The 23,829-nt window shown below is 75.7% G+C and carries 18 protein-coding genes; 10 read left to right on the top strand and 8 right to left on the bottom strand.

The window, feature by feature from the left end; translation table 11 throughout:
* Positions 1-7: 7 nt before the first annotated feature.
* The 5 genes from ACFHW0_RS01165 to ACFHW0_RS01145 are packed head-to-tail and all read right to left on the bottom strand — an operon-like array spanning position 8 to position 3,789.
* A complete protein-coding gene (locus ACFHW0_RS01165; RefSeq protein WP_416604833.1) occupies positions 8-1,135 on the bottom strand; it encodes a glycosyltransferase in 1,128 nt (375 codons plus the stop codon).
* Complete coding sequence (locus ACFHW0_RS01160) at positions 1,132-1,980, bottom strand: carotenoid biosynthesis protein (RefSeq protein ID WP_416604831.1); 849 nt, start codon at positions 1,978-1,980, stop codon at positions 1,132-1,134. The genes ACFHW0_RS01165 and ACFHW0_RS01160 overlap by 4 nt, the downstream gene beginning before the upstream one ends.
* Positions 1,977-2,552: a GNAT family N-acetyltransferase gene (locus ACFHW0_RS01155; RefSeq protein ID WP_416604829.1), complete on the bottom strand. Its 576-nt coding sequence runs from the start codon at positions 2,550-2,552 to the stop codon at positions 1,977-1,979. Before ACFHW0_RS01155 ends, ACFHW0_RS01160 begins: the two co-directional genes overlap by 4 nt.
* Entirely contained in the window at positions 2,549-3,304 is a 756-nt protein-coding gene (locus ACFHW0_RS01150) for a monooxygenase (RefSeq protein WP_416604827.1), read from the bottom strand. The genes ACFHW0_RS01155 and ACFHW0_RS01150 overlap by 4 nt, the downstream gene beginning before the upstream one ends.
* A complete protein-coding gene (locus ACFHW0_RS01145) occupies positions 3,301-3,789 on the bottom strand; it encodes a YbaK/EbsC family protein (protein ID WP_416604825.1) in 489 nt (162 codons plus the stop codon). The genes ACFHW0_RS01150 and ACFHW0_RS01145 overlap by 4 nt, the downstream gene beginning before the upstream one ends.
* Before the next feature lie 503 nt (positions 3,790-4,292).
* On the opposite strand from ACFHW0_RS01145, the gene ACFHW0_RS01140 reads away from it, so the two are divergent.
* The 9 genes from ACFHW0_RS01140 (at position 4,293) to ACFHW0_RS01100 (ending at position 15,211) form a co-directional block, all read left to right on the top strand.
* On the top strand, positions 4,293-4,742 hold the full coding sequence (locus ACFHW0_RS01140; RefSeq protein WP_334605870.1) for an SAV_6107 family HEPN domain-containing protein: 450 nt from the start codon (positions 4,293-4,295) through the stop codon (positions 4,740-4,742).
* Positions 4,743-4,830: 88 nt separating this feature from the next.
* On the top strand, positions 4,831-5,637 hold the full coding sequence (locus ACFHW0_RS01135; RefSeq protein WP_416604823.1) for a hypothetical protein: 807 nt from the start codon (positions 4,831-4,833) through the stop codon (positions 5,635-5,637).
* Positions 5,634-7,196 (top strand): DNA polymerase Y family protein, encoded by a 1,563-nt coding sequence (locus ACFHW0_RS01130; protein WP_416604821.1) that lies wholly within the window; start codon positions 5,634-5,636, stop codon positions 7,194-7,196. The genes ACFHW0_RS01135 and ACFHW0_RS01130 overlap by 4 nt, the downstream gene beginning before the upstream one ends.
* 576 nt (positions 7,197-7,772) lie before the next feature.
* Positions 7,773-11,114 carry an error-prone DNA polymerase gene (locus tag ACFHW0_RS01125; protein WP_416604820.1) on the top strand — a complete coding sequence of 1,114 codons (3,342 nt, stop codon included), beginning with the start codon at positions 7,773-7,775 and terminating at the stop codon, positions 11,112-11,114.
* 98 nt (positions 11,115-11,212) lie between these two features.
* Entirely contained in the window at positions 11,213-11,386 is a 174-nt protein-coding gene (locus tag ACFHW0_RS01120) for a hypothetical protein (RefSeq protein ID WP_199729568.1), read from the top strand.
* A gap of 58 nt (positions 11,387-11,444) precedes the next feature.
* The gene (locus ACFHW0_RS01115) at positions 11,445-12,209 is read left to right on the top strand and encodes a class I SAM-dependent methyltransferase (protein ID WP_416605234.1); all 765 of its coding nucleotides are present in this window, start codon (positions 11,445-11,447) and stop codon (positions 12,207-12,209) included.
* Positions 12,161-13,357, top strand: coding sequence for an alkaline phosphatase family protein (locus tag ACFHW0_RS01110; RefSeq protein ID WP_416605233.1), 1,197 nt, complete (start codon positions 12,161-12,163; stop codon positions 13,355-13,357). Before ACFHW0_RS01115 ends, ACFHW0_RS01110 begins: the two co-directional genes overlap by 49 nt.
* An 83-nt stretch (positions 13,358-13,440) precedes the next feature.
* Positions 13,441-14,700 carry a DNA polymerase IV gene (locus ACFHW0_RS01105; RefSeq protein WP_416604818.1) on the top strand — a complete coding sequence of 420 codons (1,260 nt, stop codon included), beginning with the start codon at positions 13,441-13,443 and terminating at the stop codon, positions 14,698-14,700.
* A gap of 115 nt (positions 14,701-14,815) precedes the next feature.
* Complete coding sequence (locus ACFHW0_RS01100) at positions 14,816-15,211, top strand: DUF3040 domain-containing protein (RefSeq protein WP_121400531.1); 396 nt, start codon at positions 14,816-14,818, stop codon at positions 15,209-15,211.
* A 341-nt stretch (positions 15,212-15,552) separates the two neighbouring features.
* Here the strand turns inward: ACFHW0_RS01100 and ACFHW0_RS01095 are convergent, their stop codons facing one another.
* The 3 genes from ACFHW0_RS01095 to ACFHW0_RS01085 are packed head-to-tail and all read right to left on the bottom strand — an operon-like array spanning position 15,553 to position 20,387.
* The gene (locus ACFHW0_RS01095) at positions 15,553-18,015 is read right to left on the bottom strand and encodes a transglutaminase TgpA family protein (RefSeq protein ID WP_416604817.1); all 2,463 of its coding nucleotides are present in this window, start codon (positions 18,013-18,015) and stop codon (positions 15,553-15,555) included.
* A 16-nt stretch (positions 18,016-18,031) separates the two neighbouring features.
* Positions 18,032-19,330, bottom strand: coding sequence for a DUF58 domain-containing protein (locus ACFHW0_RS01090; protein ID WP_416604816.1), 1,299 nt, complete (start codon positions 19,328-19,330; stop codon positions 18,032-18,034).
* A 1-nt stretch (position 19,331) separates the two neighbouring features.
* Positions 19,332-20,387: an AAA family ATPase gene (locus tag ACFHW0_RS01085; RefSeq protein ID WP_416604815.1), complete on the bottom strand. Its 1,056-nt coding sequence runs from the start codon at positions 20,385-20,387 to the stop codon at positions 19,332-19,334.
* 582 nt (positions 20,388-20,969) lie between these two features.
* Between ACFHW0_RS01085 and leuS the strand changes: the two genes are divergently transcribed.
* Positions 20,970-23,807 carry a leucine--tRNA ligase gene (gene leuS / locus ACFHW0_RS01080; RefSeq protein ID WP_416604814.1) on the top strand — a complete coding sequence of 946 codons (2,838 nt, stop codon included), beginning with the start codon at positions 20,970-20,972 and terminating at the stop codon, positions 23,805-23,807.
* The last annotated feature ends 22 nt before the right edge of the window (positions 23,808-23,829 follow it).

Genomic DNA, 23,829 nt, shown 5'->3' with positions numbered 1-23,829 from the left:
CGCCTCCCTAGGTGACGGGGCGGCCGCGCCAGGACAGGCGTCGCCGCTTCCGCAGATGGTACGACCGCAGGGTCAGCCAACCGAGGACCACGACCGACACGGGGTGTGCCAGCGCGTCGGGCCACCACCGGCCACCGGTCGCCCGGGCGCTGACCGCCCGCCCGGCGACCCCGAGCAGGTAGGCGGCGAGCGCCGCGGCGGCCACCGTCGGCGCGCCGGCGGCCAGGGCGACGACCGCCAGCAGCGGAGGAGCGGTGTAGAGCAGAAGCAGCAGGGTCACCACGACGGCCGCCGCCCTCGGGTGGCCGAAGGTCGCCCAGAGCGACTTCGAGTAGCCGTCGCGCAGCTGCGGCCAGTCCTCGTACATCCGGCAGGCGGCCAGCCGCGAGCCGTCGGCGAGGGCGATCCGGCCGCCGGCCCGCTTGACCGCGCGGGCCAGTTCGACGTCCTCCAGGATCTTCCCGGCCACCACGGCGTGCCCGCCGGCGGCCTCGTAGCCGGCCCGGTCCACCACCAGGAACTGCCCGCCGGCGGCGGCCAGCGACGGCCGCCGCGAGCACTCCATCGCCCGCAGCGGCAGGAAGGTGAGCCACAGCCACTGCAACAGCGGCTGGACCAGCCGGTCGGCCACCGTCGCCACCAGGATCCGGGGGTACGGCGACAGCAGCGTCACCCGTGCGGCACGCAGCTCGGTGACGGCCGCCGCGACCGCGTCCGGGGCGAGCACCACGTCGGCGTCGACGAAGACCAGCGCGGTCGCCGCGGGGTCGGCCCGGGTGGCCAGCTGCCAGCAGGCGTGCGGCTTGCCCAGCCAGCCCGGCGGCGGGGCGGCCCCGTCGAGCAGGGTGACCCGGGGGTCGTCGCCCGCCACCGCGCGGACCACGTCCGCGGTGCCGTCGGTCGACCCGTCGTCGAGCACCACCACGCGCAGCCGCGGCACGCCCCGCTGGGCGAGCAGTGCGCGCAGGCACGGGGTGACCCGCGCGGCCTCGTCGCGCAGCGGCAGCAGCACCGCCACGGGCTCGGTGACCGGCGCCGGCCGCTCGGCCGGGCGGCGCAGCCAGCGGCCGGCGTTGACCAGGGTGTGCGCGGTCAGCGCGGCCACGCCGAGCAGCAGCGCCAGGACGGCGGTCATGCCGTCGCGTCGACGCCGGGGCGCTGCGGCTGACGGGACCGGTGCCGGTCGTCGCGGCGGGAACGGAGCAGCGTGACCGCCAGCGGCACGGCGGCCACCGACATGCCGACCGCGCCCCAGAGCGCCGAGGCGGGCAGGTCGAGGAAGACCGCGTGGGCCAGCACGCTGGAGAAGTACGTCCACAGCCAGAGCGCGAACATCGGGCCGTCCCGCCCGTCGGTGGTGGCCACGGCGGGCCCGGCCAGCGGGCGCAGCGCGCCCATCATCAGCACGGCGAAGAGCAGCCAGCCCAGGTAGTTGCTCACCGGGATGCCGGGCAGGCCCGGCAGCGCGGGGGTGGCGTCCCGCCAGACCCAGTAGCCCTCGGCCACCATCTGCGGGTCGAGGAAGAGGTCCCAGGCGGCCAGCCCGACGGCGGCCAGCGCGATCCGCCGGACGACGTACGCGCCGCCCCGCCGCCCCGCCCGGCCACCGGCGTCGCCCCCGGTCAGCCGGGTGGCGGCCAGCCAGGCCGGCCAGGCCATCCAGGTCCAGGCCAGCGGGATGATCAGCGGCACCCCGGCCAGCTTCGGCCCCAGCTCGCCGGAGTAGTCGTAGCTGCCGAACGGGAAGCCGGTGGCCACGCCGAGCGCCTCGATGGCGAACCCGCCGACCGTGGCCACCGCGACCAGCGCCGCCGCCGTACGCGGGCCCCGGCTGAGCAGTGCGTGGCCGACCGAGAGCAGGTAGCCGAGCACGACGGTGGCGACGGTCAGCCGGGCCCGGGTCTCCCCGGTGGTCAGCGGGTAGCAGATCTGCGCCAGCACCAGCACGGCCAGCAGCGCCCAGGACAGCCGTCGGGTCACGCGGCCCCCCGGCCGGCCGGGGCGGGTGTCGGCGGCTCCAGCGGCAGGTCCCGGCCGAGCACACCGAACGGGCGCTCGTCGCCGGGGAAGTGGAAGTCGCGCAGGACGTCGACGAAGCCGAACCGGCGGTACAGCCGCCAGGCCCGGGACCGCTGTTCGTCGGCCTCGGGGGTGGAGAGCAGCGTGGTCGTCCCCTCCGCCAGGCTGAGCAGGGCCCGCAGTTGCCGCGCGCCCAGGCCGTGCCCCTGCGCGGGCGGGCGGACGTGCAGCTCGACCACCTCGAAGCAGTGGGTCAGCCAGCGCTGCCGGGTCGGGGCGTCCAGCGCCCGCCAGACCTGGTCGTGCCACCACTGCCCGGAGCCGCCCAGGTAGCCGTAGCCGAAGCCGGCCAGGTGGCCCTCGCTGGTCAGGCTGGCGACGGCGCGGAAGCCGGGTCGGCGTACGTGGGTGGCGATGTAGCCGCGCCGGGACTCCAGCAGCTCCGGGCGGTACCCCATCGCCTCGCCGTAGACGGCCACCACGTCGTCCAGCCGTCGTACGAGATCGTCCGGCGTCCACCGCACCAACCTCATGCCCGTACACCCTCCGCCGCTCCCGGATCGCCGTCCGCGACCCACCCCAGCACCGCCCGGTCACCCACCACGTCGCGCACCTCGAACCGCGCGAAGAGTTCCTCCGCGTACCACCCCTCGGTGGGGGTCCGCATGATCGCCGCCCGGTGCTCCGGGTGACGGTACGCGAACGCCACGAGGTCTGCCGGCTCGCGCCACACGCTCACCGTGCCCTGCCAGCCCAGCGGGGCCTCGCCGACGCCGAAGCGGGCCAGCAGGCCGGGTGCGGCGTGCAGCGCGGCGGCCACCGGGGGGATCGCCCGCCAGAAGGTGGCCGCCCGCCGTGGCCGCAGCCGGGCCCGGGTCAGCGCCAGCACCGGGCCGGTGACCCGGCCGCCGGGCGGCGCCCCGAACGGCCGGCGCCCCGACCACTCGCCCCGGCTGCTCAGCGGGCGCAGGTCGACCCGGACGGACGCGCGGGCGATCCGCGCCCAGGCGCGCCCCACCGGTGAGCCGTCGAAGCCGGCCGCGGCGGCGGGGGAGTCCCACACGGTCAGCGCCGCCCACCGGGTGAGGTCGGCGTCGCCCGGCCCGAAGCCGGTGCCGGTCCCGGTGCCGAGCAGCTTGCCGAACCGCACGCCGGGCACGGCGCGCAGCCGGCGGGGGTCGACCGCCATCCGGGTCAACGCCCGGGGCAGCGCGGCGCGGGAGGTGCGCCACACGTGCAGCGTGACCAGCTCCGGGACGTCGGTCCCCACGGTTCGCTCGCTCACGCCACCCCGGTCGGGACGCCGCCGGTGACCCGCAGCAGCTCCGGGTACGTCGTGGGGAAGACGGCCCGCGGCACGCCGCCGGCCGCCCAGATCTCGTCGTACGACTCCAGGGCGGTGTCGACCAGGGTGCGCAGCGGACGCGGGTGGCCGACCGGCGCGACCCCGCCGATCACCTGCCCGGTGTGCGCGCGGACGAACTCCGGGGTGGCCCGCCGCAGCCGGCCGACCCCGATGGACGCGGCCAGGCCGGCGGTGTCCACCCGGTGCGCGCCGGAGGTGAGCACCAGCAGCGGTGCGCCGTCCGCCTCGAAGACGAGCGAGTTGGCGATCTGGCCGACCGCGACGCCGAGCGACTCGGCGGCGGCAGCGGCGGTGTGGACCGCGTCGGGCAGCAGGCGGACGAGGCTCGCGGCGCCGGACCCGTCCCGGGCGCCCGTGGCGTCGAGCACGTCCTGCACCGCCCGCACGTTCGGGTGTGGCTGCATGCCGACCATTCTTCCCGGTACGCCGGTCGGCGGCTCAGCCGGCCGTGCCGGACCGCGACCGGGCGGGGCGCCGTCCGGCCGGCACCTGCCGGGACGTCGACCGACGCCCGCGCGCCACACGTTGCGTTTTCGTCGGTGGGAGGGTGTACTGTCAGCAGCAGTTAGAACGAGTGTTCGATTGCCTCGAACGCCCGTTCCAACAGACCCGGGGCGGTGTTTCGCGGCGCGGCTCCGGGCGGTGCGGCTCCGCGGGCCGCACCTGGGTCCCGGGCAGTCGCGAGTCCGGGCCCGTCAGGCAGGAGCGTCGCCCGCCGCCCACGACCCCCGGGCGGCGGGCGACGAACCCGCCGGTAACGCCGGCCGGGTGTGGTGTGGGGAAGCGTCCACACCCGGCCGGCCACCCCACCGGTGCGTCTTCCTCCGCACCACTCGACCCGGCGTCCCGCCGGCGGCCCAGGGCCGTCTCCGGGGCGGCGCCTCGGCCACGTGGAGGAGACAGTCCCATGCCGACCAACCCGGCTCAGGCACCGACGGTGCCGGCGCACGTGCTGCCGCACCGCACCCCCGCCCAGCTTCTCGCGGTGGCCCGGCGCGGGCTGGCCGAGGCCGCCCAGACCCGCCCCGACGGCCTCCGTTACGCCGCCGCCCACCTGGCCGCGCTCCGGGCGGCCGCGGCCGTGCTCGCCGCCCGGGCGCGACCTGCCCCCGCCCGACGCCACCGGGTAACCAGCGTCTGGATCCTGCTCTCCGGTGTCGCCCCCGAGCTCGACGAGTGGGCCCGGTTCTTCGCCCTCGGCGCCGGCAAGCGGGCCGCCGCCGAGGCCGGCATCCCACGGGTCGTGACCGCCCGGGAGGCCGACGACCTGCTGCGCTCCGCCGAGCAGTTCGTCACGGTCGTGGAGGCCGCACTCGGCGTGGCCCACCAACCGGCGCTCGACGGCCTCGCGGCCTGACCCGGGCACCCGGCCGTCCGGCGGCGACCGGGTGCCCCGGCGCGCCACGCGCACGTCTGATCCGACAGCACGACGGGGGGTAGGTCCGATGGCGGGCCGGATGGTGGTCGGTTCCGCCGCACTGGCCGGTCTGGTGCGCCCGGCGAGCGCGCCGGACCCGGCGGCCGGTCACCGGCTGTTGCCGGTGGCCCCCGAGCTGACCGGGCTGCTGCCCAACCGGGGGTTGCGACGAGGCAGCACGATCGCGGTCGCCACCGGCCAGCCCCGGCGCAGCGGCGGCACCTCGCTGGTCCTGGCGCTGCTCGCCGAGGCGTCCCGGGCCGGCTCGTGGTGCGCCGTGGTGGGGGTCCCGACGTTCGGGGCGGGCGCCGCCGCCGAGTTGGGCATCGCCCTGGACCGGCTCGCCCTGGTGCCCCACCCGGGCCCGGAGTGGGCCACCGTCATCGCCGCGCTGATCGACGGGGTGGACGTCGTGGTCACCGCCGTGCCGACGGCGGTCTCCGCCTCGGTGGCCAACCGGCTGGCCGCCCGTGCCCGGCAGCGCGGCAGCGTCCTCGTCCCGTACGGGCGGTGGGACGGCGCGGACGTGACCCTCCAGGTGGTCCGGGGCGCCTGGGAGGGGCTCGGGCAGGGGCGGGGCCGGCTGCGTCGCCGCGAGGTCACCGTCTCCGCGCGGGGCCGCGGGGCCGCCGCCCGCCCCAAGGAGATCAAGGTCTGGCTGCCCGGGGACGGGCTCACCCGGGTCATTCCCCGTTCCGCCCCCGCCCCCGCCGCCGCCGTCTCCGCCACCGGCCGGTCGACCGCCGGCCGGCTCCGCCAGGTCGGCCCGGCCGTCGCCTCCGCGCCCACCGGCCCGTCCCGTCGTGCCGCGCTCACCCTGGTCGGCCCGACGTGACCGCCGCGCCCGTGCGGACCCTGCTGCTCTGGTGCCCGGACTGGCCGGTGCTCGCCGCGGAGATCGTCGACGGGGTGCCGGCCACCGACCCGGTCGCCGTGCTGCACGCCAACCGGGTGGTCGCCTGCTCCGAGCGGGCCCGCGCCGAGGGGGTGCGTCGAGGGCTGCGCAGACGGGAGGCCCAGGGCCGGTGCCCGCAGCTCACCGCCGTCGAGTACGACCCCGGGCGGGACGCCCGGGCGTTCGAACCGGTGGTCGCCGCCGTCGAGGAACTGGTCGCCGGCGTCGAGGTGGTACGCCCCGGCGCGTGCGCGGTGGCGGCCCGTGGGCCGAGCCGCTACCTCGGGGGCGAGGAGGCGGCCGCCGAGCGGATCGTCGAGCACGTCGCCCAGGCCTGCGCGGTGGAGAGCCAGGTCGGCATCGCCGACGGGGTATTCGCCGCCGGGCTGGCCGCCCGCGACGGACGGGTCGTTCCGCCCGACGGGACACCGGGATTCCTCGCCGACCTGCCGGTCGAGGCGCTCGGCCGCCCGGCCCTGGCCGACCTGCTGCGCCGGCTCGGCGTACGCACCCTGGGCGACTTCGCCGCGCTGCCCGCCGGCGACGTACTGGCCCGGTTCGGCTTCGACGGTGCGCTGGCCCACCGGTTGGCGGCCGGGCGGGACCACCGTCAGCTCGCGGTCCGGCGACCTCCGGTCGACCTCGCGGTCACCGCCGACCACGACGAGCCGCTCGACCGGGTCGACGCGGCGGCCTTCGCCGCCCGGGCGTTGGCCGAACGGCTGCACGACCGGCTCGCCGCGCACGGGTTGGCCTGCACCCGTCTCGGCATCGAGGCGGTCACCGCGCACGGCCAGGAACTGCACCGGGTCTGGCGGCACGACGGGCTGCTCACCGCCGCGGCCATCGCCGACCGGGTGCGCTGGCAGCTCGACGGCTGGCTGTCCGGCAGCACCGGCCGGGCCGGCACCCGCCCGACCCGCCCGACGGCGGGCATCATCCGGCTGCGGCTGGTCCCGGACGGAGTGGTCGCGCAGGCCGGCCTGCAACCCGGCCTGTGGGGGGAGACCGGCGAGGAGCGGGAGCGGGCGCACCGGGCGTTGAGCCGGGTGCAGGGCATCCTCGGTCCCGAGGCGGTGGTCACCGCGGTGCTCGGCGGCGGGCGCTCGCCGGCGGACCAGGTGCGCCTGGTGCCGTGGGGCGACGAACGCCTGCCGGCCCGGCCCGTCCCGCCGCCGTGGCCGGGCCGGCTGCCGCCACCCGCGCCGGCCGTGGTGCTGCCCGACCCGCTCGCCGCGGTCGTGCACGACGCCGGCGGCGAGCCGGTCCGGGTCAGCGCGCGACTCCAGGTCAGCGCCGAGCCGGCCCGGCTGACCGTGGGCGCCGCCCGACCGGTCGAGATCGTCGGCTGGGCGGGTCCGTGGCCGGTCGACGAGCGCTGGTGGGCACCGGTCGAGGCCCGCCGCCGGGCCCGGTTCCAGGTCTGTCTGGCCGACGGTACGGCCCTGCTGCTCGCCGTCGAGGCCGGGCGGTGGCTGGTGGAGGCGATCTATGACTGAGCACCCGCCCACGGTCACCAACGGGCACCCGCCCCACCCCCACCCACCCGCTCGACCCGGTGCCCTGCCGGCGCGTCGGCTCGCGCGGGGTGAAGCCCTGCCGGCGCTGTCGAGCTGCCCCGTTGGCAGGACCGCCGGACGCCGGCTTTCGGATCTTGGAGAGTTCCGGCCCCTCCAGGGGCCGGAACTCTCCAAGATCTCTCCGGCTCCCCGCCCCGAGGGGCTCTGATGAGCTTTCACAACCCGAAGCTGCCCTGGTCGGAGTTGGAGCGCGTGCTCTCCGGCCGGGAGTCCGGCACCGGCCGATCGGGCGTGGGTCGGTCGGGTGCGGGTCGGTCGGGTGCGGGTGCGACAGGCGAGGGTCGACCTGGTGCGGGCGTGGGTGCGTGGGCGACAGGCGAGGGCCGACCTGGTGCGGGCACGGGTACGGGTGGGACAGGCGGGAAGCGACCGGGTGTGGGCGCGGGTCGGCCGGGCGAGGAACGGTCGGGCACGGGTCGGCCGGGCGTGGACCGGCCGGGGGCGGGCGGGTCGGGTGCGAACCGACTGGGCACGGGCCGACCTGGTGGGGGCCGAGTGGGTGCGGGCGGGCCGGGGGAGGGGCGGGCCGGCGGGGAGGGCGGCCGGGTGCGCGACGAGCGGCACCTGCACGTGGTCGACCCGTTGGCCGTGGACGCCGACGGCGGCGACTCTCCCGCCTGGAGCCGCACGCGGGAGCAGTACCAGCCGCCCGAGGTGGCCCGCCCCGACGACGCGGTGCCGTACGCCGAGCTGCACGCGCACACCAACTTCAGCTTCCTCGACGGCGCCAGCCACCCGGAGGAGCTGGCCGAGGAGGCGGCCCGGCTGGGCCTCACCGCGCTCGCCGTCACCGACCACGACGGCTTCTACGGGGTGGTGCGCTTCGCCGAGGCGGCCCGCGCGCTGCACCTGCCGACGATCTTCGGCGCCGAGCTCTCCCTGGACCTGCCCGGCCCGCAGAACGGCGAGCCCGACCCGCTCGGGCGACACCTGCTGCTGCTCGCCCACGGCCACGAGGGGTACGCCCGGCTGGCCGCGACCATCGCCCGCGCCCAGCTGCGCGGCGGGGAGAAGGGCCGCCCGGTCTACGGCGGGCTGGAGGAGCTCGCCGCCGAGTTGCGGGACCACGTGCTGGTGCTCACCGGCTGCCGCAAGGGACACGTGCCGTCGGCGCTGCTCACCGAGGGGGTGGACGCGGCGGCCCGCGAGCTGGACCGGCTGACCGCCCTGTTCGGTGCGGAGACGGTGGCGGTGGAGCTGACCGACCACGGGCACCCGGTGGACGCCGACCGCAACGACGCGCTCGCCGAGCTGGCGGCGACGGCCGGCCTGCCCACGGTGGCCACCAACAACGTGCACTACGCCACCCCGGGCCGGCGGCGGCTGGCCACCACCGTCGCCGCCGTCCGGGCCCGGCGCAGCCTGGACGAGATCGACGGCTGGCTGCCCGCGGCCGGCACCGCCCACCTGCGCGGCGGCGCCGAGATGGCGGCCCGGTTCGCCGCCTACCCCGGCGCGGTGGCCCGGGCCGCCGAGTTCGGCGCCGAGCTCGCGTTCGACCTCCAGCTCGTCGCGCCGCGGCTGCCGGCGTACCCGGTGCCGCCGGGGCACACCGAGATGAGCTGGCTGCGCCACCTGACCCACGCCGGCGCCCGCGAGCGCTACGGCCCGCCCGAGGCGCACCCGAGGGCGTACGCGCAGCTCGACCACGAGCTGAACATGATCGAGGAGCTGGGCTTCCCCGGCTACTTCCTGGTGGTCTACGACATCGTCACGTTCTGCCGCGAGCAGGACATCTACTGCCAGGGGCGGGGCTCGGCGGCCAACTCGGCGGTCTGCTACGCGCTGCGGATCACCAACGTGGACGCCGTCCGGCACCGGCTGCTCTTCGAGCGCTTCCTCGCCCCGGAGCGTGACGGCCCGCCGGACATCGACGTGGACATCGAGTCCGACCGCCGGGAGGAGGTGATCCAGCACGTCTACGCCCGGTACGGCCGGGAGCACACCGCGCAGGTCGCCAACGTCATCTCCTACCGGCCCCGCTCGGCGGTGCGGGACGTGGCCAAGGCGTTCGGGTTCTCGCCCGGCCAGCAGGACGCCTGGAGCAAGCAGATCGACCGGTGGGGGTCGGTCGCCACGGTCGACGTGGCGGACATCCCCGAGCAGGTGGTCGCGTACGCCAACGAGTTGCAGACGTTCCCCCGGCACCTGGGCATCCACTCCGGCGGCATGGTGATCTGCGACCGGCCGGTGATCGAGGTGTGCCCGGTGGAGTGGGGGCGGATGCCGGGCCGCAGCGTGCTCCAGTGGGACAAGGACGACTGCGCCGCCGTCGGCCTGGTCAAGTTCGACCTGCTCGGGCTCGGCATGCTCTCCGCGCTGCACTACGGCTACGACATGATCGGGATGAGCCTGGACCTCGGCGACATGACGCTGGACGACCCCGAGGTCTACGACATGCTCTGCCGGGCCGACTCGGTCGGGGTGTTCCAGGTGGAGAGCCGCGCCCAGATGGCCACCCTGCCCCGGCTGAAGCCCCGCGAGTTCTACGACCTGGTGGTCGAGGTGGCGCTGATCCGGCCCGGCCCGATCCAGGGCGGCTCGGTGCACCCGTACATCCGGCGCAAGAACGGCCAGGAGCCGGTGACCTACCCGCACCCGCTGATGCGCAACGCGCTGGAGAAGACCCTCGGCGTGCCGCTGTTCCAGGAGCAGCTGATGCAGCTCGCCATCGACCTGGCCGGCTTCGACGCGGCGGGGGCCGACCAGCTGCGCCGGGCGATGGGCGCGAAGCGTTCCGCCGAGCGGATGGCCCGCATCGCCGACCGGCTCTACGCGGGGATGGCCGCGCGGGGCATCACCGGCGAACTGGCCGACGACGTCTACCGCAAGCTCTCCGCGTTCGCCAGCTACGGCTTCCCGGAGAGCCACGCGATGAGCTTCGCCTACCTGGTCTACGCCAGCTCCTGGCTCAAGCGCTACCACCCGGGGCCGTTCCTGGCCGCGCTGCTCAACGCCCAGCCGATGGGCTTCTACTCACCGCAGACGCTGGTCGACGACGCCCGCCGGCACGGCGTCGAGGTGCGCCGGCCGGACGTCAACGCCAGCGGCGCCCTGGCGGTGCTGGAGTCCACCCCGCAGACCCGGTGGGGCAGCGCGCCGGGGGAGCCGCCGCACGACTGGGGGCTGAACGGGCCCGCCGTCCGGCTGGGGCTCTCCGGCGTGCGTACCCTCGGTGACGGGGTGGCCGAGCGGATCGAGGCGGAGCGGGCGGCGCGCGGGCCGTACCGCGACATGCCGGACCTGGCCCGGCGCGTGGGTCTCACCGCCGCGCAGCTGGAGGCGCTGGCCACCGCGGACGCCTTCGCCTGTTTCGGGCTGTCCCGGCGGCAGGCCCTCTGGGCCGCCGGCGCGGCGGCCCAGGACCGGCCGGGCCGACTGCCGGGCACGGTGACCGGCGCGACCGCGCCCACCCTGCCCGGGATGGAGGCGGTGGAGCGGCTGGTCGCCGACGTGTGGGCGACCGGGTTGTCACCGGAGAGCCATCCGGCCCGCTTCATCCGCCCCCGGCTCGACGCGCTCGGCGCGGTGCCGATCGCCCGGCTCGGCCAGGTGGAGCCGGGGCGGCGCATCCGGGTCGGCGGGATCGTCACCCACCGGCAGCGCCCCGCGACCGCCGGCGGGGTCACCTTCCTCAACCTGGAGGACGAGACGGGGATGCTCAACGTCACCTGTTCCCCGGGCCTGTGGCAGCGCTACCGGCGGGTGGCCCGCACGAGCGCCGCGCTGGTGGTGCGGGGGCGGCTGCAGCGGCACGAGGGAGTGACCAACCTCACCGCCGACCGGCTGGACGCCATCGAACCGCCGGTCAGCCCGCCCTCGCGCGACTTCCGCTGACGGCAGTGATCCACATTACGGTTTTCCGCGCCCGGTCGAGGGACACTCCAGCTCGCGTGGGCAGAGTGGCCCGCGCGAGCACGAGGGGGACAACGATCATGGGAAACAACGAGCGTAGCGGTGGGGTGGCGAACTCCCGGCGGACCCGGCTCGGCGCCGGTTGGACCCCGAGCCACCACACGGAGCCGCGCGAGTACGAGATCGTCGAAGGCCCGGTGGCCAACGCCCTGCGGTCGCGGGCCGAGGACGACGCCGTCACCGGCGAGTCCTGATCTCCCACCCCGGAGCCGACCGGGCCGCCGCAGGTGCGGCTCGGTGCGGCTGGACCGGGTGACTAGGCTCGACCGGGTGGAGCAGACCCCAGGCCGGCTCGCCGGGCCGCCGCTGACCCCCCGTACCGCCGTGATCTGGTCGGTGCTGCGCGCCGAGCTGGAGCGTCGCGCCGGCAGTGCGCTGACCGTGCTCGACGTCGGCGGCGGCACGGGCGGCTTCGCCGTGCCGCTGGCCCAGGCCGGGCACCGGGTCACCGTGGTCGACGCCAGTCCCGACGCGCTCGCCGCACTGACCCGCCGGGCCTCCGAGGCCGGCGTGGCCGAGCGGGTCCGCGCCGTGCAGGGCGACGGCGACGCGCTCGCCGGCCTGGTCGAGCCGGGCAGCGCCGACCTGGTGCTCTGCCACGCCGTGCTGGAGGTCGTCGACGACCCGGCGGCGGTGGTGACGGCGTTGGCCGCCGCGCTGCGGCCGGGCGGCGCCGCGAGCGTGCTGGTCGCCGGCCGGGCCGCCGCCGTGCTCGGCCGGGCCGTGAACGGGCACCTGGACGTCGCCGCCGCGCTGGCCGCCGATCCGGCCGGCACCGCCGGCAGCCGGGACACCCTGCGCCGGCGCTACGACGCCGACGGCGCCGCCGCGCTGCTCGCCGCCGCCGGGCTCGTGGTCGAGGAGATCCACGGCGTACGCGTACTCGCCGACCTGCTCCCCGCCGCCGTCGCCGACGGCCAGCCCGCCGCCCTGGTCGAGCTGGAGCGGGCGCTCGCCGCCCGGGCGCCCTGGCGGGACCTCGCCGCCCAGCTGCACCTGTTCGCCCGCCGCCCGTGATCGATCCGCTGGAGATCGTCGGGCCGCGCTACGGCGACGCCAGTCTCGCCGACATCCTGCCCGGCGCGCTCGCCGTGCTCGGTGTGCCCGGTGCCGCCGACCCGCTCGGGCTGGTCACCGCGCTGCCCGGGGTACGCCGGATCGCGGTGCTGCTCGTCGACGGCCTCGGCTGGCACCAGATCCCGACCGCCGCGCCGTACGCGCCGACCATGGCGGGGCTGGCCGCGACCGCCGGCCGGCCGCTGACCTCCGGCTTCCCGTCGACCACGCCGACCAGCCTGGTGACCCTGGGCACCGGCGCCGTGCCCGGCGCGCACGGCGTACTCGGCTTCACCGTGCGGGTGCCGGGGACCGACCGGGTGCTCAACCACGTCGAGTGGGCGGCCGACCCGGCGCCGCTGCGCTGGCAGCCGGTCCGTACCCAGCTGGAACGCGCCCGCGCCGCCGGGGTCGCGGTGACCGCGGTGAGCCGGCCCGAGTTCGGCGGCAGCGGGCTCACGCTGGCCGCCAACCGGGGCGGCGACTACCGTGGCGCGGCCGGCGTCGACGCGCTCGCCGAACGGATGCTCGCCGCCCTGGCCGCCGGGTCGGGGCCCACGCTGGTCTCCGGCTACCACCCCGACCTGGACCGGCACGGCCACCTCACGGGCGTCGACTCGGCACCCTGGCGGATCGCCGCGGCCGAGGTGGACCGGCTGCTGGCCCGGCTCGTCGACGGGCTGCCGCCCGACGCCGCGCTGCTGGTCACCGCCGACCACGGCCAGCTCGACATCCCGGCCGGACACCGCTTCGACCTGGACACCGACCCCCGGCTGCGCGCCGGGCTGGAGGTGGTCGCCGGGGAACCCCGGGTCCGCTACCTGCACGTCACCCCCGGCGCCCTGGACGACGTCGTGGCCGCCTGGTCGGCGGTGCTCGGAGACGCGGCACGGGTGCGCACCCGCGACGAGGTGGTGGCCGCCGGCTGGTTCGGCCCCGTGGCGGAGGAACACCTGGCGCGCATCGGCGACGTGGTGGTGATCTGCAACGGCACGTACGCGGTGACCGCCTCCCGCTCCGAGCCGCCGGCGGTCTCCCGGCTGGTGGCGTACCACGGGGCGGACACGGCGGCCGAGATGACGATCCCGCTGCTGGTCGTACGCGGCTGACCGCGCCGGCCGGGCCGCGGCGGGTCCCTGCCCGGGGCGTTGCGTCCGGGCGGGATGTCGCAGGTCCGGGCTAGCCTGCGGGGATGGGCCGTAGCCAGTCGTTGCCCGGGGGCGGCGATCCCCGGTTCGGGCCGGACGCCGACGACTCCGGCTGCCCGATCCTGCACGTCGACATGGACGCCTTCTTCGCCTCGGTCGAGGTCCGCCGCCGGCCGGAGCTGCGGGGTCGCCCCGTCGTGGTCGGCGGGACCGGCCCGCGCGGGGTGGTGAGCTCCGCCAGCTACGAGGCCCGCCGCTACGGCGTGCGCAGCGCGATGCCCACCGCGCGGGCCCGGGCGCTCTGCCCGCACGCGGTCTACCTGCCGCCCGACTTCCCGCAGTACTCGGCGGCCTCCGCCGCGGTGATGCAGATCTTCCGGGACGTGACCCCGCTGGTCGAGCCGCTCTCCCTGGACGAGGCGTTCCTCGACGTGGCCGGTGCCCGGCGGCTCTTCGGTCCGCCCGCCGCCATCGCCCGGCGCATCCGCGAGCGGGTCGCCGCCGAGCAGGGGCTGACCTGTTCGGTCGGCGTCGCCCCGAGCAAGTTCGTGGCCAAGCTGGGCTCGACCCGCGCCAAGCCCGACGGCCTGCTCGTCGTCCCGGCCCTCCGGGTGCTCGACTTCCTGCACCCGCTGCCGGTGTCGGCGCTGTGGGGGGTGGGGGAGCGTTCCGCCGAAACGCTGCGGCGGCTGGGCCTGGCCACGATCGGCGATCTCGCCGAGGCACCGGTCGGCATGCTGCGCAAGGCGCTCGGTGAGGCGTCCGCCGCCCACCTGCACGAGCTGGCCTGGGGGCGCGACCCGCGCCGGGTCAGTCCCGAGCAGGCGGAGAAGTCGATCGGCGCCGAGGTGACCTTCGACGTCGACGTCACCGACCCGCTGGAGATCCGCCGGGCGCTGCTCGCCCTCGCCGAGAAGGTCGGCATCCGGCTGCGCCGGGCCGGGCAGGTCGGGCGCACCGTGTCGCTCAAGGTGCGACTGGCCGACTTCCGCACCGTCAGCCGCTCCCGCACGGCCGGCACACCGACCGACGTCGCCAGGGAGATCTTCGACACCGTCTGGGCGCTCTACACCGCGCTCGACCCCGGTGAGCCCGTCCGGCTGGTCGGCGTACGGGTCGAGGGGCTCGCCGCCGCGCGGGAGACCCCGCGACAGCTCACCCTCGGCGCGCCCGCGCGGGGCTGGCGGGAGGCGGAGGCCGCAGCCGACGCCGCAGCTGCCCGTTTCGGGCGGTCCGTCATAGGTCCGGCCAGTCTGCTCGGGGCCCGCGAGGGGCGACGAAATGAAAATCCTCCCCGGCCGTAGGTCGTCCCGCTTTCCGACGCGCGGGGGCCCTCGTAGACTTGCGGGTAAGCAGCCGGTTGGCTGCCACGGTCTGTCGGCCCGACCGGGCCGACCAACGTGACCGGGGAGGAGTGCCGTGCCGCTCTCGGAGCACGAGCAGCGGCTGTTCGAGCAGATCGAGCGGTCGCTTGCCGAGGACCCCAAATTCGCCTCGGCCGTGCGCGCCAGCGATCCGCGCTTCCACGCGCGGCGTCGCCTGCTCGTCGCTGCCGGCGTGATGATCGCTGGGCTGGCCCTGTTGGTCTACGGCGCGGTGATCAAGACTCCGCCGCTGGCAGTGGCGGGTTTCGTCGTCATGCTGGCCTCGGCCGCGTTCGCGGTGCAGTCGCACCGTCGGGCGCAGTCACCGGACCTGCACGTCGTGGGCGGGACGACGAGTCGTCGTCGCCCCCGCGGTCGTTCGGGTCGTCGGCCCTCGATCCTGGATCGGATGGAGGACCGGTGGCGGCAGCGCCCGGAGGGGCACCGCTGAGCCCGACCCGCCCCTGAGGCGGGGCCGCGCGACGACCAGTCGGCCGCCGGGACGCCCCGGCGGCCACCGACGATTCCGCACGTCCCCGGGCCTGCGTCCTCGCCTGTCCCGACGCCCGGCCTCCGGCCGCCCGCCCTGAGCCCGGTCGGCCCTGACGACTCCGTCGGGCCCCAGCCCGGTCGGCCCCGGCGGTCCGGTCGGCCCCGACGGCCCGTCGGCTGACGGCCCCGTCGGCATCGACGGGCCGGCACCCCGGCATCCGGGTCTTGACGACAGCCCCGCGAAAACGCGACGGGCCGGTGGGGCGGACGCCCCCACCGGCCCGTTCGTCCGTCCGTCGGTCAGCGGGCCATGCGGCCGGCCACCAGGCGACGCGGGTTCCAGCGCAGCAACCGGTGCCGGGCCCGACCACCCGCCGCCACCAGCCGGGACGACGCCTCGGCCGTGCCCGTGCGCCAGCGCAGCAGCACCGACGGCGGCAGCACCGCCGCCACCAGGCGGGTACGCCGGTTGGTCTGTGCGGCGAGCGCGGCGCGTACGGCGCGCAGGGCCGGCAGGAGTTGCTCGCCGGTCAGCGGATCGCGGGCGTAGCGGGCGCGTTCCTCGGCGCGGCCGAGCAGGCGTACCGCCGTGGTCGCCCCCGCGTCGGCGGTGAGCGCCTCCCGGGACAGCCGGTCGGCGGTCGCCCGGGGGGTCTCCGTCCGGTCCACCCGGACCCGGTAGTCCACCAGAGTGTCCAGCAGTTCGTCCCAGGCGGCGTGCGCGTCCGCCCGTGCCCGCTCCGCGTCCGCCACCACCACCATGCGTCGCCCGTCCGCGGGCGCGTCGCCGGCGCCCTCGGGGCGCACCGCCGTCGCGGCCGGTTTCGCCGGGCCGCTGCGCTTGCGGCGCAGCGCCGTGCGGCGCAGCGCCGGCAGGGCGAGCAGGGCCAGCAGGGCCAGCACCGCCGCGGCGGCGTACCAGGGCCAGACCGGGCCCTGGTCGGTCGGGGCCGCGCCGTTGATGGCCAGGCCGGAGTCGATGTCCTCCTCGGGGCCCTCCGGCCCCGTCGGGCCGGCCGACGGGTCGACGCCGTCGGGGGCACTCGACGGGCCGGAAGTGGGCGTCTGCTCCTCCGGGGCGTCGATGTCCGGCGCCCAGGCCGACCGGGTCGAGCCCTGCACGCCGTACGCCGGGGTCGGGTCGAAGGGCACCCAACCGACCTCGTTGAAGTAGACCTCCGTCCAGGCGTGCAGGTTCCGGTTGGTCAGGGTGTACGTGCCGTCGCCGGAGTTGCTGCCGTTGGCGAAGCCGAACGCCACCCGGGCCGGGACGCCGGCGGCCCGGACCAGCCACGTCATCGCGGCGGCGTACTGCTGGCAGAAGCCGACCTTGTTGTCGAGGAAGTCGACGATCTCCCGCCCGCTGGTGCCGCCCTTGGTGCTCAGCGAGTAGGTGAAGCCGTTGTCCGCGGAGAAGTGGTCGTAGATCGCGCGGACCTTGTCGTACTCGGTGTCCTTGCCCCGCACCAGGCTGGAGACCAGTTCCTCGACCTCGGGCACCGGCGGCGGCGCGGGATGCAGGCGCCGTACGGCGTGGTCGGCCGGCAGCGGCTGGGACCTGCGCAGCGCGGTCGGCGTGTACGTCGAGCGCACGTAGTCGAACGCGTAGCGCTTCTCGCGGGAGTTGTCCCGGTGGGAGAAGACCACCTGGAGGCTGGGGTCGTACGCCCAGTTGCCGTTGAGGTCCTCGGCGCGCACCGGTTCGGTGTAGACCGGCAGCAGCGGCATGGTGAGGTCCTTCGTCACCTCGACCGTGGCCCGGTACGTCCGCTGCTCGACGCCCCGCGCCGACGGCGCCGGCAGGTCCGCGACGGGGCGACCCGTGGGGTTGCCCTCCCGGAAGCCGGTCGACGTGAGCTTGTCGGCCACGCCGAAGCGCAGGTAGAAGGGGCTGGGCTCGTTCGTGGTGACCTTGACCAGGTCGGCGACCTCCGACTGGTTGAGCTGCCCGCTGAGCGCCGCGAACAGGTCGATGCGACCGGTGCCGCCCTGCCCGGGGCGCCCGTTGCCGTTGCCGTTGCCCGAACCGCCCAGCGTGTCCAGCAGCCCGCCCGTCATCCCCGGCACGGCCAGCGGCAGCACCACGGCCAGTGCCACACCCACCGCCGCCAGCCGCCGGCCGGCGGCGGCCAGCGGCGAGGCCTCCCAGACGTCGACGTCGCGCCCGTCGCCGGTGAACCGCCGGCCGAACCGGCGGACCCGGTCGACGTTGTCGGTCACCAGCAGCCAGAGGAACCCGGCGGCGCCGACGACGAACGGCACGGCCGGGACGCTGTCCACGTAGACCGCGACGGGCACCGAGTAGATCGCCAGCATCGGCAGGCCGGCCAGCGCCGGCCGACGCAGCCCGACGGCGAGCACGTCGACCACCACGGCCACCCCGCCGATGCCGAGCACCGTGACGAACAGCAGCGGGTCGGTGTCGGGAACCTTGACGCCGTACGAGCGCATGTCCTCCAGCGAGCCGTCGAGCAGTTCGCCGAAGTGCGTGAAGGTCGACGGGGTGGGCACGATGCCCAGTAGTTCGGTGCCGCCGGGGAAGAGCCAGGTCAGGGCCAGCGTCAGGCCGGCCAGCATGCCCAGCGCCTGGCCCCAGAGCGGGACCCGCGCCAGCCGGGCGAGTGCGGCCACGGCGGCGACCACGGCCACCGCGATCGTCGCCTGGATCAGCCACGTCCAGCGTTCGAAGATGGCCGACAGCGGCGCGGCGGCGAGCAGCGTCGCCGCGGCGGCCACGAAGCCCAGGTTCCGGTGGGCGATCATGAGGGGACCCTTCCGTTCATCGCATGCCGCCGGCCACCGTCTCGGCCATGGCCGCCCGCAGCGCGAAGCCCTGCGAGCCGCGGGCCGCCTGCGGCCACAGCGCGGGCAACTGCGTGCCGTGGTCGACGCCGATGACCCGCCAGCCGCTCTGCAACATCGCCAGCGCGGCGGCGCCGTGGGCGTGGTCGGCCTCGGCCCGGGCCTTGGTGGGCAGGTTGAGCCAGGTGGAGCTGTCGAGCAGGAAACCGACGCAGGTGGCGCCGTTGCCCCGCAGCCCGGCCAGCAGTTCGGCCTCGGCCGTGCTCACCGAGCCGAACAGGCCGATGATCAGGCCGCCGTCCGCCCGTTGCCGGACCCGCTGCACCAGCGTGGTCAGCTCGCCGTTCTTGTCGAGCCGGACCTCGGCGAGGTGGTCGAGGAGCACCCCGTCGCCGGCCGCCTCGGACGCGTCCACGTCCGCGCCGGAACCGGTGACCAGGCGCAGCTTGTAGCCGGCCTGCCGCAGGTGCACCGCGATGCTGGCCGCGGCGGAGACCGCCCACTCGAAGGAGGCGGTCGGTCCGTCGCCGCGGTGGCCGTACGCGCGGGTGTCCAGCACGACGGTGGCGCGGCTCTCCCAGGGCTGCTCCTCCCGGCGCACCATCAGCTCGCCGGTGCGCGCGGTGGACTTCCAGTGCACCCGGCGCAGGTCGTCGCCCACCCGGTACTCCCGGGTGGCGGCGTCGTCCTCGCCGTGCACCGCCACCGAGCGGGCCCGGCTGTCGCCGCTGCCGGCGTACTCGCCGGGCAGGCGCACCGAGGGCAGCGGGGTGACCTGCGGGATGACGGTCAGATGATCGGTGCTCGGGAAGGCGCGGCTCAGCTCGCACAACCCGAACGGGTCGGTCATCCGGACCACCAGCGGGCCCACCTCGTAGCGGCCACGCACGTCGGCGCGCACCGTGTAGGCCACCGAGCTGGCCTGGTGGGCGCCGAGCCGTTCCAGCACCACCCGGGGCCGGCTGCCCAGCGCGTACGGCAGCCGGTCCTCCAACAGCAGGGTGCCGGTGGGCAGGCGGGACATGTTCTGCAACCGCAGCACCACCCGGGAGCTGGCCCCGACGGGCACCCGGTGCGGGTCCAGCGACCGGTTGCAGGCCAGCTTGTAGCGGCTGCGCCCGACGTAGGCCGCGGCGAGCAGCGGCAGGATGGCCAGCAGCACGGCCACCCGGAGCAGGTCCTTCTCGCCGAGGATGCCGGCCGAGACCGCCGCCGCGACCGCGGCCGCCAGGAACGAACGGCCGCGGGTGGTCAGCCCGCGCAGCCCGTCGCGCACGTCACCGCCTCCGCGGCTCGTACGTGGCTCGGCCGTTGCCCTCGCCCGTGGGGCGGGTGTCGTACGGGGAGCGCCCGCGGTCGTGCGGCAGCGGCAGCCGGTGCACCAGCTCGGAGACGATCGCGTCGGTCGTACGCCGGGCGAGCTGGGCGTCGGCGGTCGGGATGATCCGGTGCGCGAGCACCGGCACGGCCAGCACCTGGAGGTCGTCGGGCAGGACGTAGTCGCGCCCCTCCAGGGCCGCCACCGCGCGGGCGGTGCGCAGGAGCTGAAGGGTCGCCCGGGGGGAGGCGCCCAGGCGCAGGTCGGAGGATTCGCGGGTGGCGGTGACCAGGTCGATCGCGTACTGCTTGACGGCGTCGGCGACGTGCACCTGCCGGACGTGGGCGATCAGCTGCCGCACGGTGTTGGCGTCGGAGACCGGACGCAGCTCGTCCAGCGGGTCCGTCGCGCCGTGCCCGTCGAGCATCGCCAGCTCGGCGCTCGGGTCCGGGTAGCCCATCGCGATGCGGGCGGTGAACCGGTCGCGCTGCGCCTCGGGGAGGGGATAGGTGCCCTCCATCTCGATCGGGTTCTGGGTCGCGATGACCATGAACGGCGTCTGGAGGTGGTAGGTGACGCCGTCGACGGTGACCTGGCGCTCCTCCATGCACTCCAGCAGCGCCGACTGCGTCTTCGGCGAGGCGCGGTTGATCTCGTCGCCGACGACCAGGTTGGCGAAGACCGCACCCGGGCGGAACTCGAAGTCGTGCGTCTCCTGGTTGTAGACGCTGACCCCCGTGACGTCGCTGGGCAGCAGGTCGGGGGTGAACTGGATGCGGCGCACGGAGCAGTCGATCGACCGGGCCATCGCCTTGGCGAGCTTGGTCTTGCCGACCCCGGGCACGTCCTCGATGAGCAGGTGGCCCTCGGCGAGCAGGACGGCCAGGGCGAGCCGCACGGTGGCTGTCTTGCCCTCGATGACCTGCTCGATGTTCGACACGATGGCTTCGCTGGCGGCACGGAACTCGTCGTGCGGCAACGCGCCGCCCACCTCGTCCCAGGTCTGTTGTGTCACGGGCCTCCTCCTCGTCGCCGGACGGCAGCTCTGTATAGAGCAGCTGGACCCGCCGTAGGGTTCGCGACGCCGAGCCTCGTCTGCCGCAGAAATCTCACTGGTCTCTCAGGCTAACCATGTTTGTCGCTGTCGCCGACCCCCGCAGGTAGACGGTCGGTTACGCACCGAATATTCGCCGGGTCGGGGGATCGGGCCGTCGCTCTCGGTGCCGGCGATGATCACGAAGGGCTGCCGCGGCCCGCGTACGTCCGGGGTCGCCGTCCCGACCCGTGGCGGCGGGCGACGTGCGGGACCGGACGGCGGGTACACTCCCGGTCATGGCCGGATTCTTCCTGCTTCTTACCGGGCCGTGCTGATGCGCTGACGCGCGACAGCACGGCGGCCCCTCCTGCGCGAGGGGCTTTTTTGTGCCCTCCGCCGGACGCCCCGGCGGTCGGCACCCGGCACCGGCGCCGGCCCTCGGGCGGCGCGGCGCCGGCGGCGGACAGACCCGAGCCAGACCGACATGACCGCGCCGAGCGAGGTCAGCACCCAGCCCGGCCGTGGCGTGGCCGGCGGCGACGAGCGAAGCGAGGAGACGCCATGAGTGAGGCAGCAGCACCGGCCGACATTCCCCCGTTCCGGTACACCGCGGCCCTGGCCGAGGAGATCGAACAGCGCTGGCAGGACGCCTGGGCGCGGGAGGGGACGTTCCACGCCCCCAACCCGACCGGCCCGCTGGCCGACCCCGGTCACCCCCGCGCCGGGGCGGAGAAGCTGTACGTCCTGGACATGTTCCCCTACCCGTCGGGCGCCGGCCTGCACGTCGGGCACCCGCTGGGCTACATCGGCACCGACTGCTTCGCCCGCTACCAGCGGATGGCGGGGCGCAACGTGCTGCACGCGATGGGCTTCGACGCGTTCGGCCTGCCCGCCGAGCAGTACGCGGTGCAGACCGGCACCCACCCGCGGACCACGACCGTGGCCAACATCGAGCGCTACAAGGCGCAGCTGCGCCGGCTGGGCCTGGCCCACGACGAGCGCCGCTCGGTGGCCACCATCGACACCGACTTCTACCGCTGGACGCAGTGGATCTTCCTGCAGGTCTTCAACTCCTGGTACGACACCGGGGCGAGGCGGGCCCGCCCGATCGCCGAGCTGATCGCCGAGTTCGAGGGCGGCAACCGGCCCACGCCCGACGGGCGGCCGTGGGCGGAGCTGTCCGTCGCCGAGCGCCGGGCCGTCGTCGACGACCACCGGCTGGCGTACGTCTCGCAGGCGCCGGTCAACTGGTGCCCGGGGCTGGGCACCGTGCTGGCCAACGAGGAGGTCACCGCCGACGGCCGCTCCGAGCGCGGCAACTTCCCGGTCTTCAAGCGCAACCTGAAGCAGTGGATGATGCGCATCACCGCGTACGGCGACCGGCTGCTGGACGACCTGGACACGCTGGACTGGCCCGAGCCGATCAAGCTGATGCAACGCAACTGGATCGGCCGCTCCACCGGCGCGCACATCGACTTCCCGACCGATGTCGCGCCGGTCCGGGTGTTCACGACCCGGCCGGACACCGTCTTCGGCGCCACCTACATGGTGCTGGCCCCCGAGCACGAGCTGGTCGACGCGCTGACGCCGGCCGCCTGGCCCGAGGGGACGAAGGACGCGTGGACCGGCGGGCACGCCAACCCGCGCGCGGCCGTGGAGGCGTACCGCAAGGCGGCGGCGGCCAAGACCGACGTCGAGCGGCAGGCCGACACGAAGGAGAAGACCGGCGTCTTCGTCGGGGCGTACGCCACCAACCCGGTCACCGGGGGGCGGATCCCGGTCTTCGTCGCCGACTACGTGCTGGCCGGCTACGGCACCGGCGCGATCATGGCGGTGCCCGGCCAGGACGAGCGGGACTGGGCGTTCGCCGAGGTCTTCGAGCTGCCGATCGTGCGTACCGTGCAGCCGGCGGAGGGCTTCGACGGCAAGGCGTACACCGGGGACGGCCCGGCGATCAACAGCGCCGCGCCCGAGCGCGGCCTGGACCTGGACGGCCTGGGGGTGGCCGAGGCGAAGGCCCGGATCATCGAGTGGCTGGAGGCCAACGGGCACGGCACCGGCGCGGTGACCTACCGGCTGCGCGACTGGCTGTTCTCCCGGCAGCGCTACTGGGGCGAGCCGTTCCCCATCGTGTACGACGAGACCGGAGCGGCCATCGCCCTGCCGGAGGAGATGCTGCCGGTCGAGCTGCCCGAGGTGGACGACTTCTCGCCGCGCACGTTCGACCCGGAGGACGCCGACAGCAACCCGGAGACCCCACTGTCGCGCCGGCGCGACTGGGTCGAGGTGGAGCTGGACCTGGGCGACGGCCCGAAGCGCTACACCCGCGAGACCAACGTGATGCCGCAGTGGGCCGGCTCGTGCTGGTACGAGCTGCGCTACCTGGACCCGACGAACTCGCAGCGCTTCGTCGACGCGGAGAACGAGGCGTACTGGATGGGGCCGCGCGGCGAGGGCGACTGCGGTGGCACCGACCTGTACGTCGGCGGCGCCGAGCACGCCGTGCTGCACCTGCTGTACGCGCGGTTCTGGCACAAGGTGCTGTACGACCTGGGGCACGTCTCGTCGTTCGAGCCGTTCCGCAAGCTGTTCAACCAGGGCTACATCCAGGCGTACGCGTACACCGACGCCCGGGGCGCCTACGTGCCGGCCGAGGAGGTGACCGAGCGCGACGGCGGCTTCTACCTGGGCGACACCCAGGTCAACCGCGAGTACGGCAAGATGGGCAAGTCCCTGAAGAACGTGGTCACGCCGGACGAGATGTGCGCCGCGTACGGGGCGGACACGTTCCGCGTCTACGAGATGTCGATGGGCCCGCTGGAGGTGTCCCGTCCGTGGGAGACCCGGGCGGTGGTCGGGTCGTACCGGTTCCTGCAGCGGGTCTGGCGGGCGGTCGTCGACGAGCAGAGCGGCGCGCTGCGGGTCACCGACGCGCCGGCTGACGAGGCGACCCGGCGGCTGCTGCACAAGGTGGTCGACGGGGTCCGCGGCGACATGGAGGCGATCCGGTTCAACACCGCGATCGCCAAGCTGATCGAGCTGACCAACGGGCTGACCCGGCTGGCGCAGACCCCGCGCGAGGTGGCCGAGCCGCTGGTGTTGATGCTGGCGCCGTTCGCCCCGCACGTCGCCGAGGAGCTGTGGCGCCGGCTGGGTCACGACACCTCCCTGACGTACGCGGACTTCCCGACCGCCGACCCGGCGCTGCTGGTGGCGGAGACGGTGACGTACCCGGTGCAGATCAACGGCAAGGTGCGGGGCCGCGTCGAGGTCCCCGCCGACGCGCCCGAGGAGACCGTCCGCGCGGCGGCCCTGGAGGCGGTGGCCGGTTCGTTGGCCGGCAAGGAACCCCGCAAGGTCATCGTCATCAAGGGCCGCATGGTCTCCGTAGTCGCCTGACCCACCCCACCCCCCACCCCCC

It is taken from the genome of Micromonospora sp. LOL_025 (assembly GCF_048060285.1).
Lineage (GTDB): Bacteria > Actinomycetota > Actinomycetes > Mycobacteriales > Micromonosporaceae > Micromonospora.
Note: the sequence above shows the minus strand (reverse complement) of the source record. Positions and strands in the feature narration are given on the sequence as shown.

What these genes read in the sequence shown, in the direction of transcription:
- ACFHW0_RS01165 (WP_416604833.1), bottom strand. Translation starts at nt 1,135, where the DNA reads ATGACCGCCGTCCTGGCGCTGCTGCTCGGCGTGGCCGCGCTGACCGCG.
- ACFHW0_RS01155 (WP_416604829.1), bottom strand. Translation starts at nt 2,552, where the DNA reads ATGAGGTTGGTGCGGTGGACGCCGGACGATCTCGTACGACGGCTGGAC.
- ACFHW0_RS01145 (WP_416604825.1), bottom strand. Translation starts at nt 3,789, where the DNA reads ATGCAGCCACACCCGAACGTGCGGGCGGTGCAGGACGTGCTCGACGCC.
- ACFHW0_RS01140 (WP_334605870.1), top strand. Translation starts at nt 4,293, where the DNA reads ATGCCGACCAACCCGGCTCAGGCACCGACGGTGCCGGCGCACGTGCTG.
- ACFHW0_RS01135 (WP_416604823.1), top strand. Translation starts at nt 4,831, where the DNA reads ATGGCGGGCCGGATGGTGGTCGGTTCCGCCGCACTGGCCGGTCTGGTG.
- ACFHW0_RS01120 (WP_199729568.1), top strand. Translation starts at nt 11,213, where the DNA reads ATGGGAAACAACGAGCGTAGCGGTGGGGTGGCGAACTCCCGGCGGACC.
- ACFHW0_RS01105 (WP_416604818.1), top strand. Translation starts at nt 13,441, where the DNA reads ATGGGCCGTAGCCAGTCGTTGCCCGGGGGCGGCGATCCCCGGTTCGGG.
- ACFHW0_RS01095 (WP_416604817.1), bottom strand. Translation starts at nt 18,015, where the DNA reads ATGATCGCCCACCGGAACCTGGGCTTCGTGGCCGCCGCGGCGACGCTG.
- leuS (WP_416604814.1), top strand. Translation starts at nt 20,970, where the DNA reads ATGAGTGAGGCAGCAGCACCGGCCGACATTCCCCCGTTCCGGTACACC.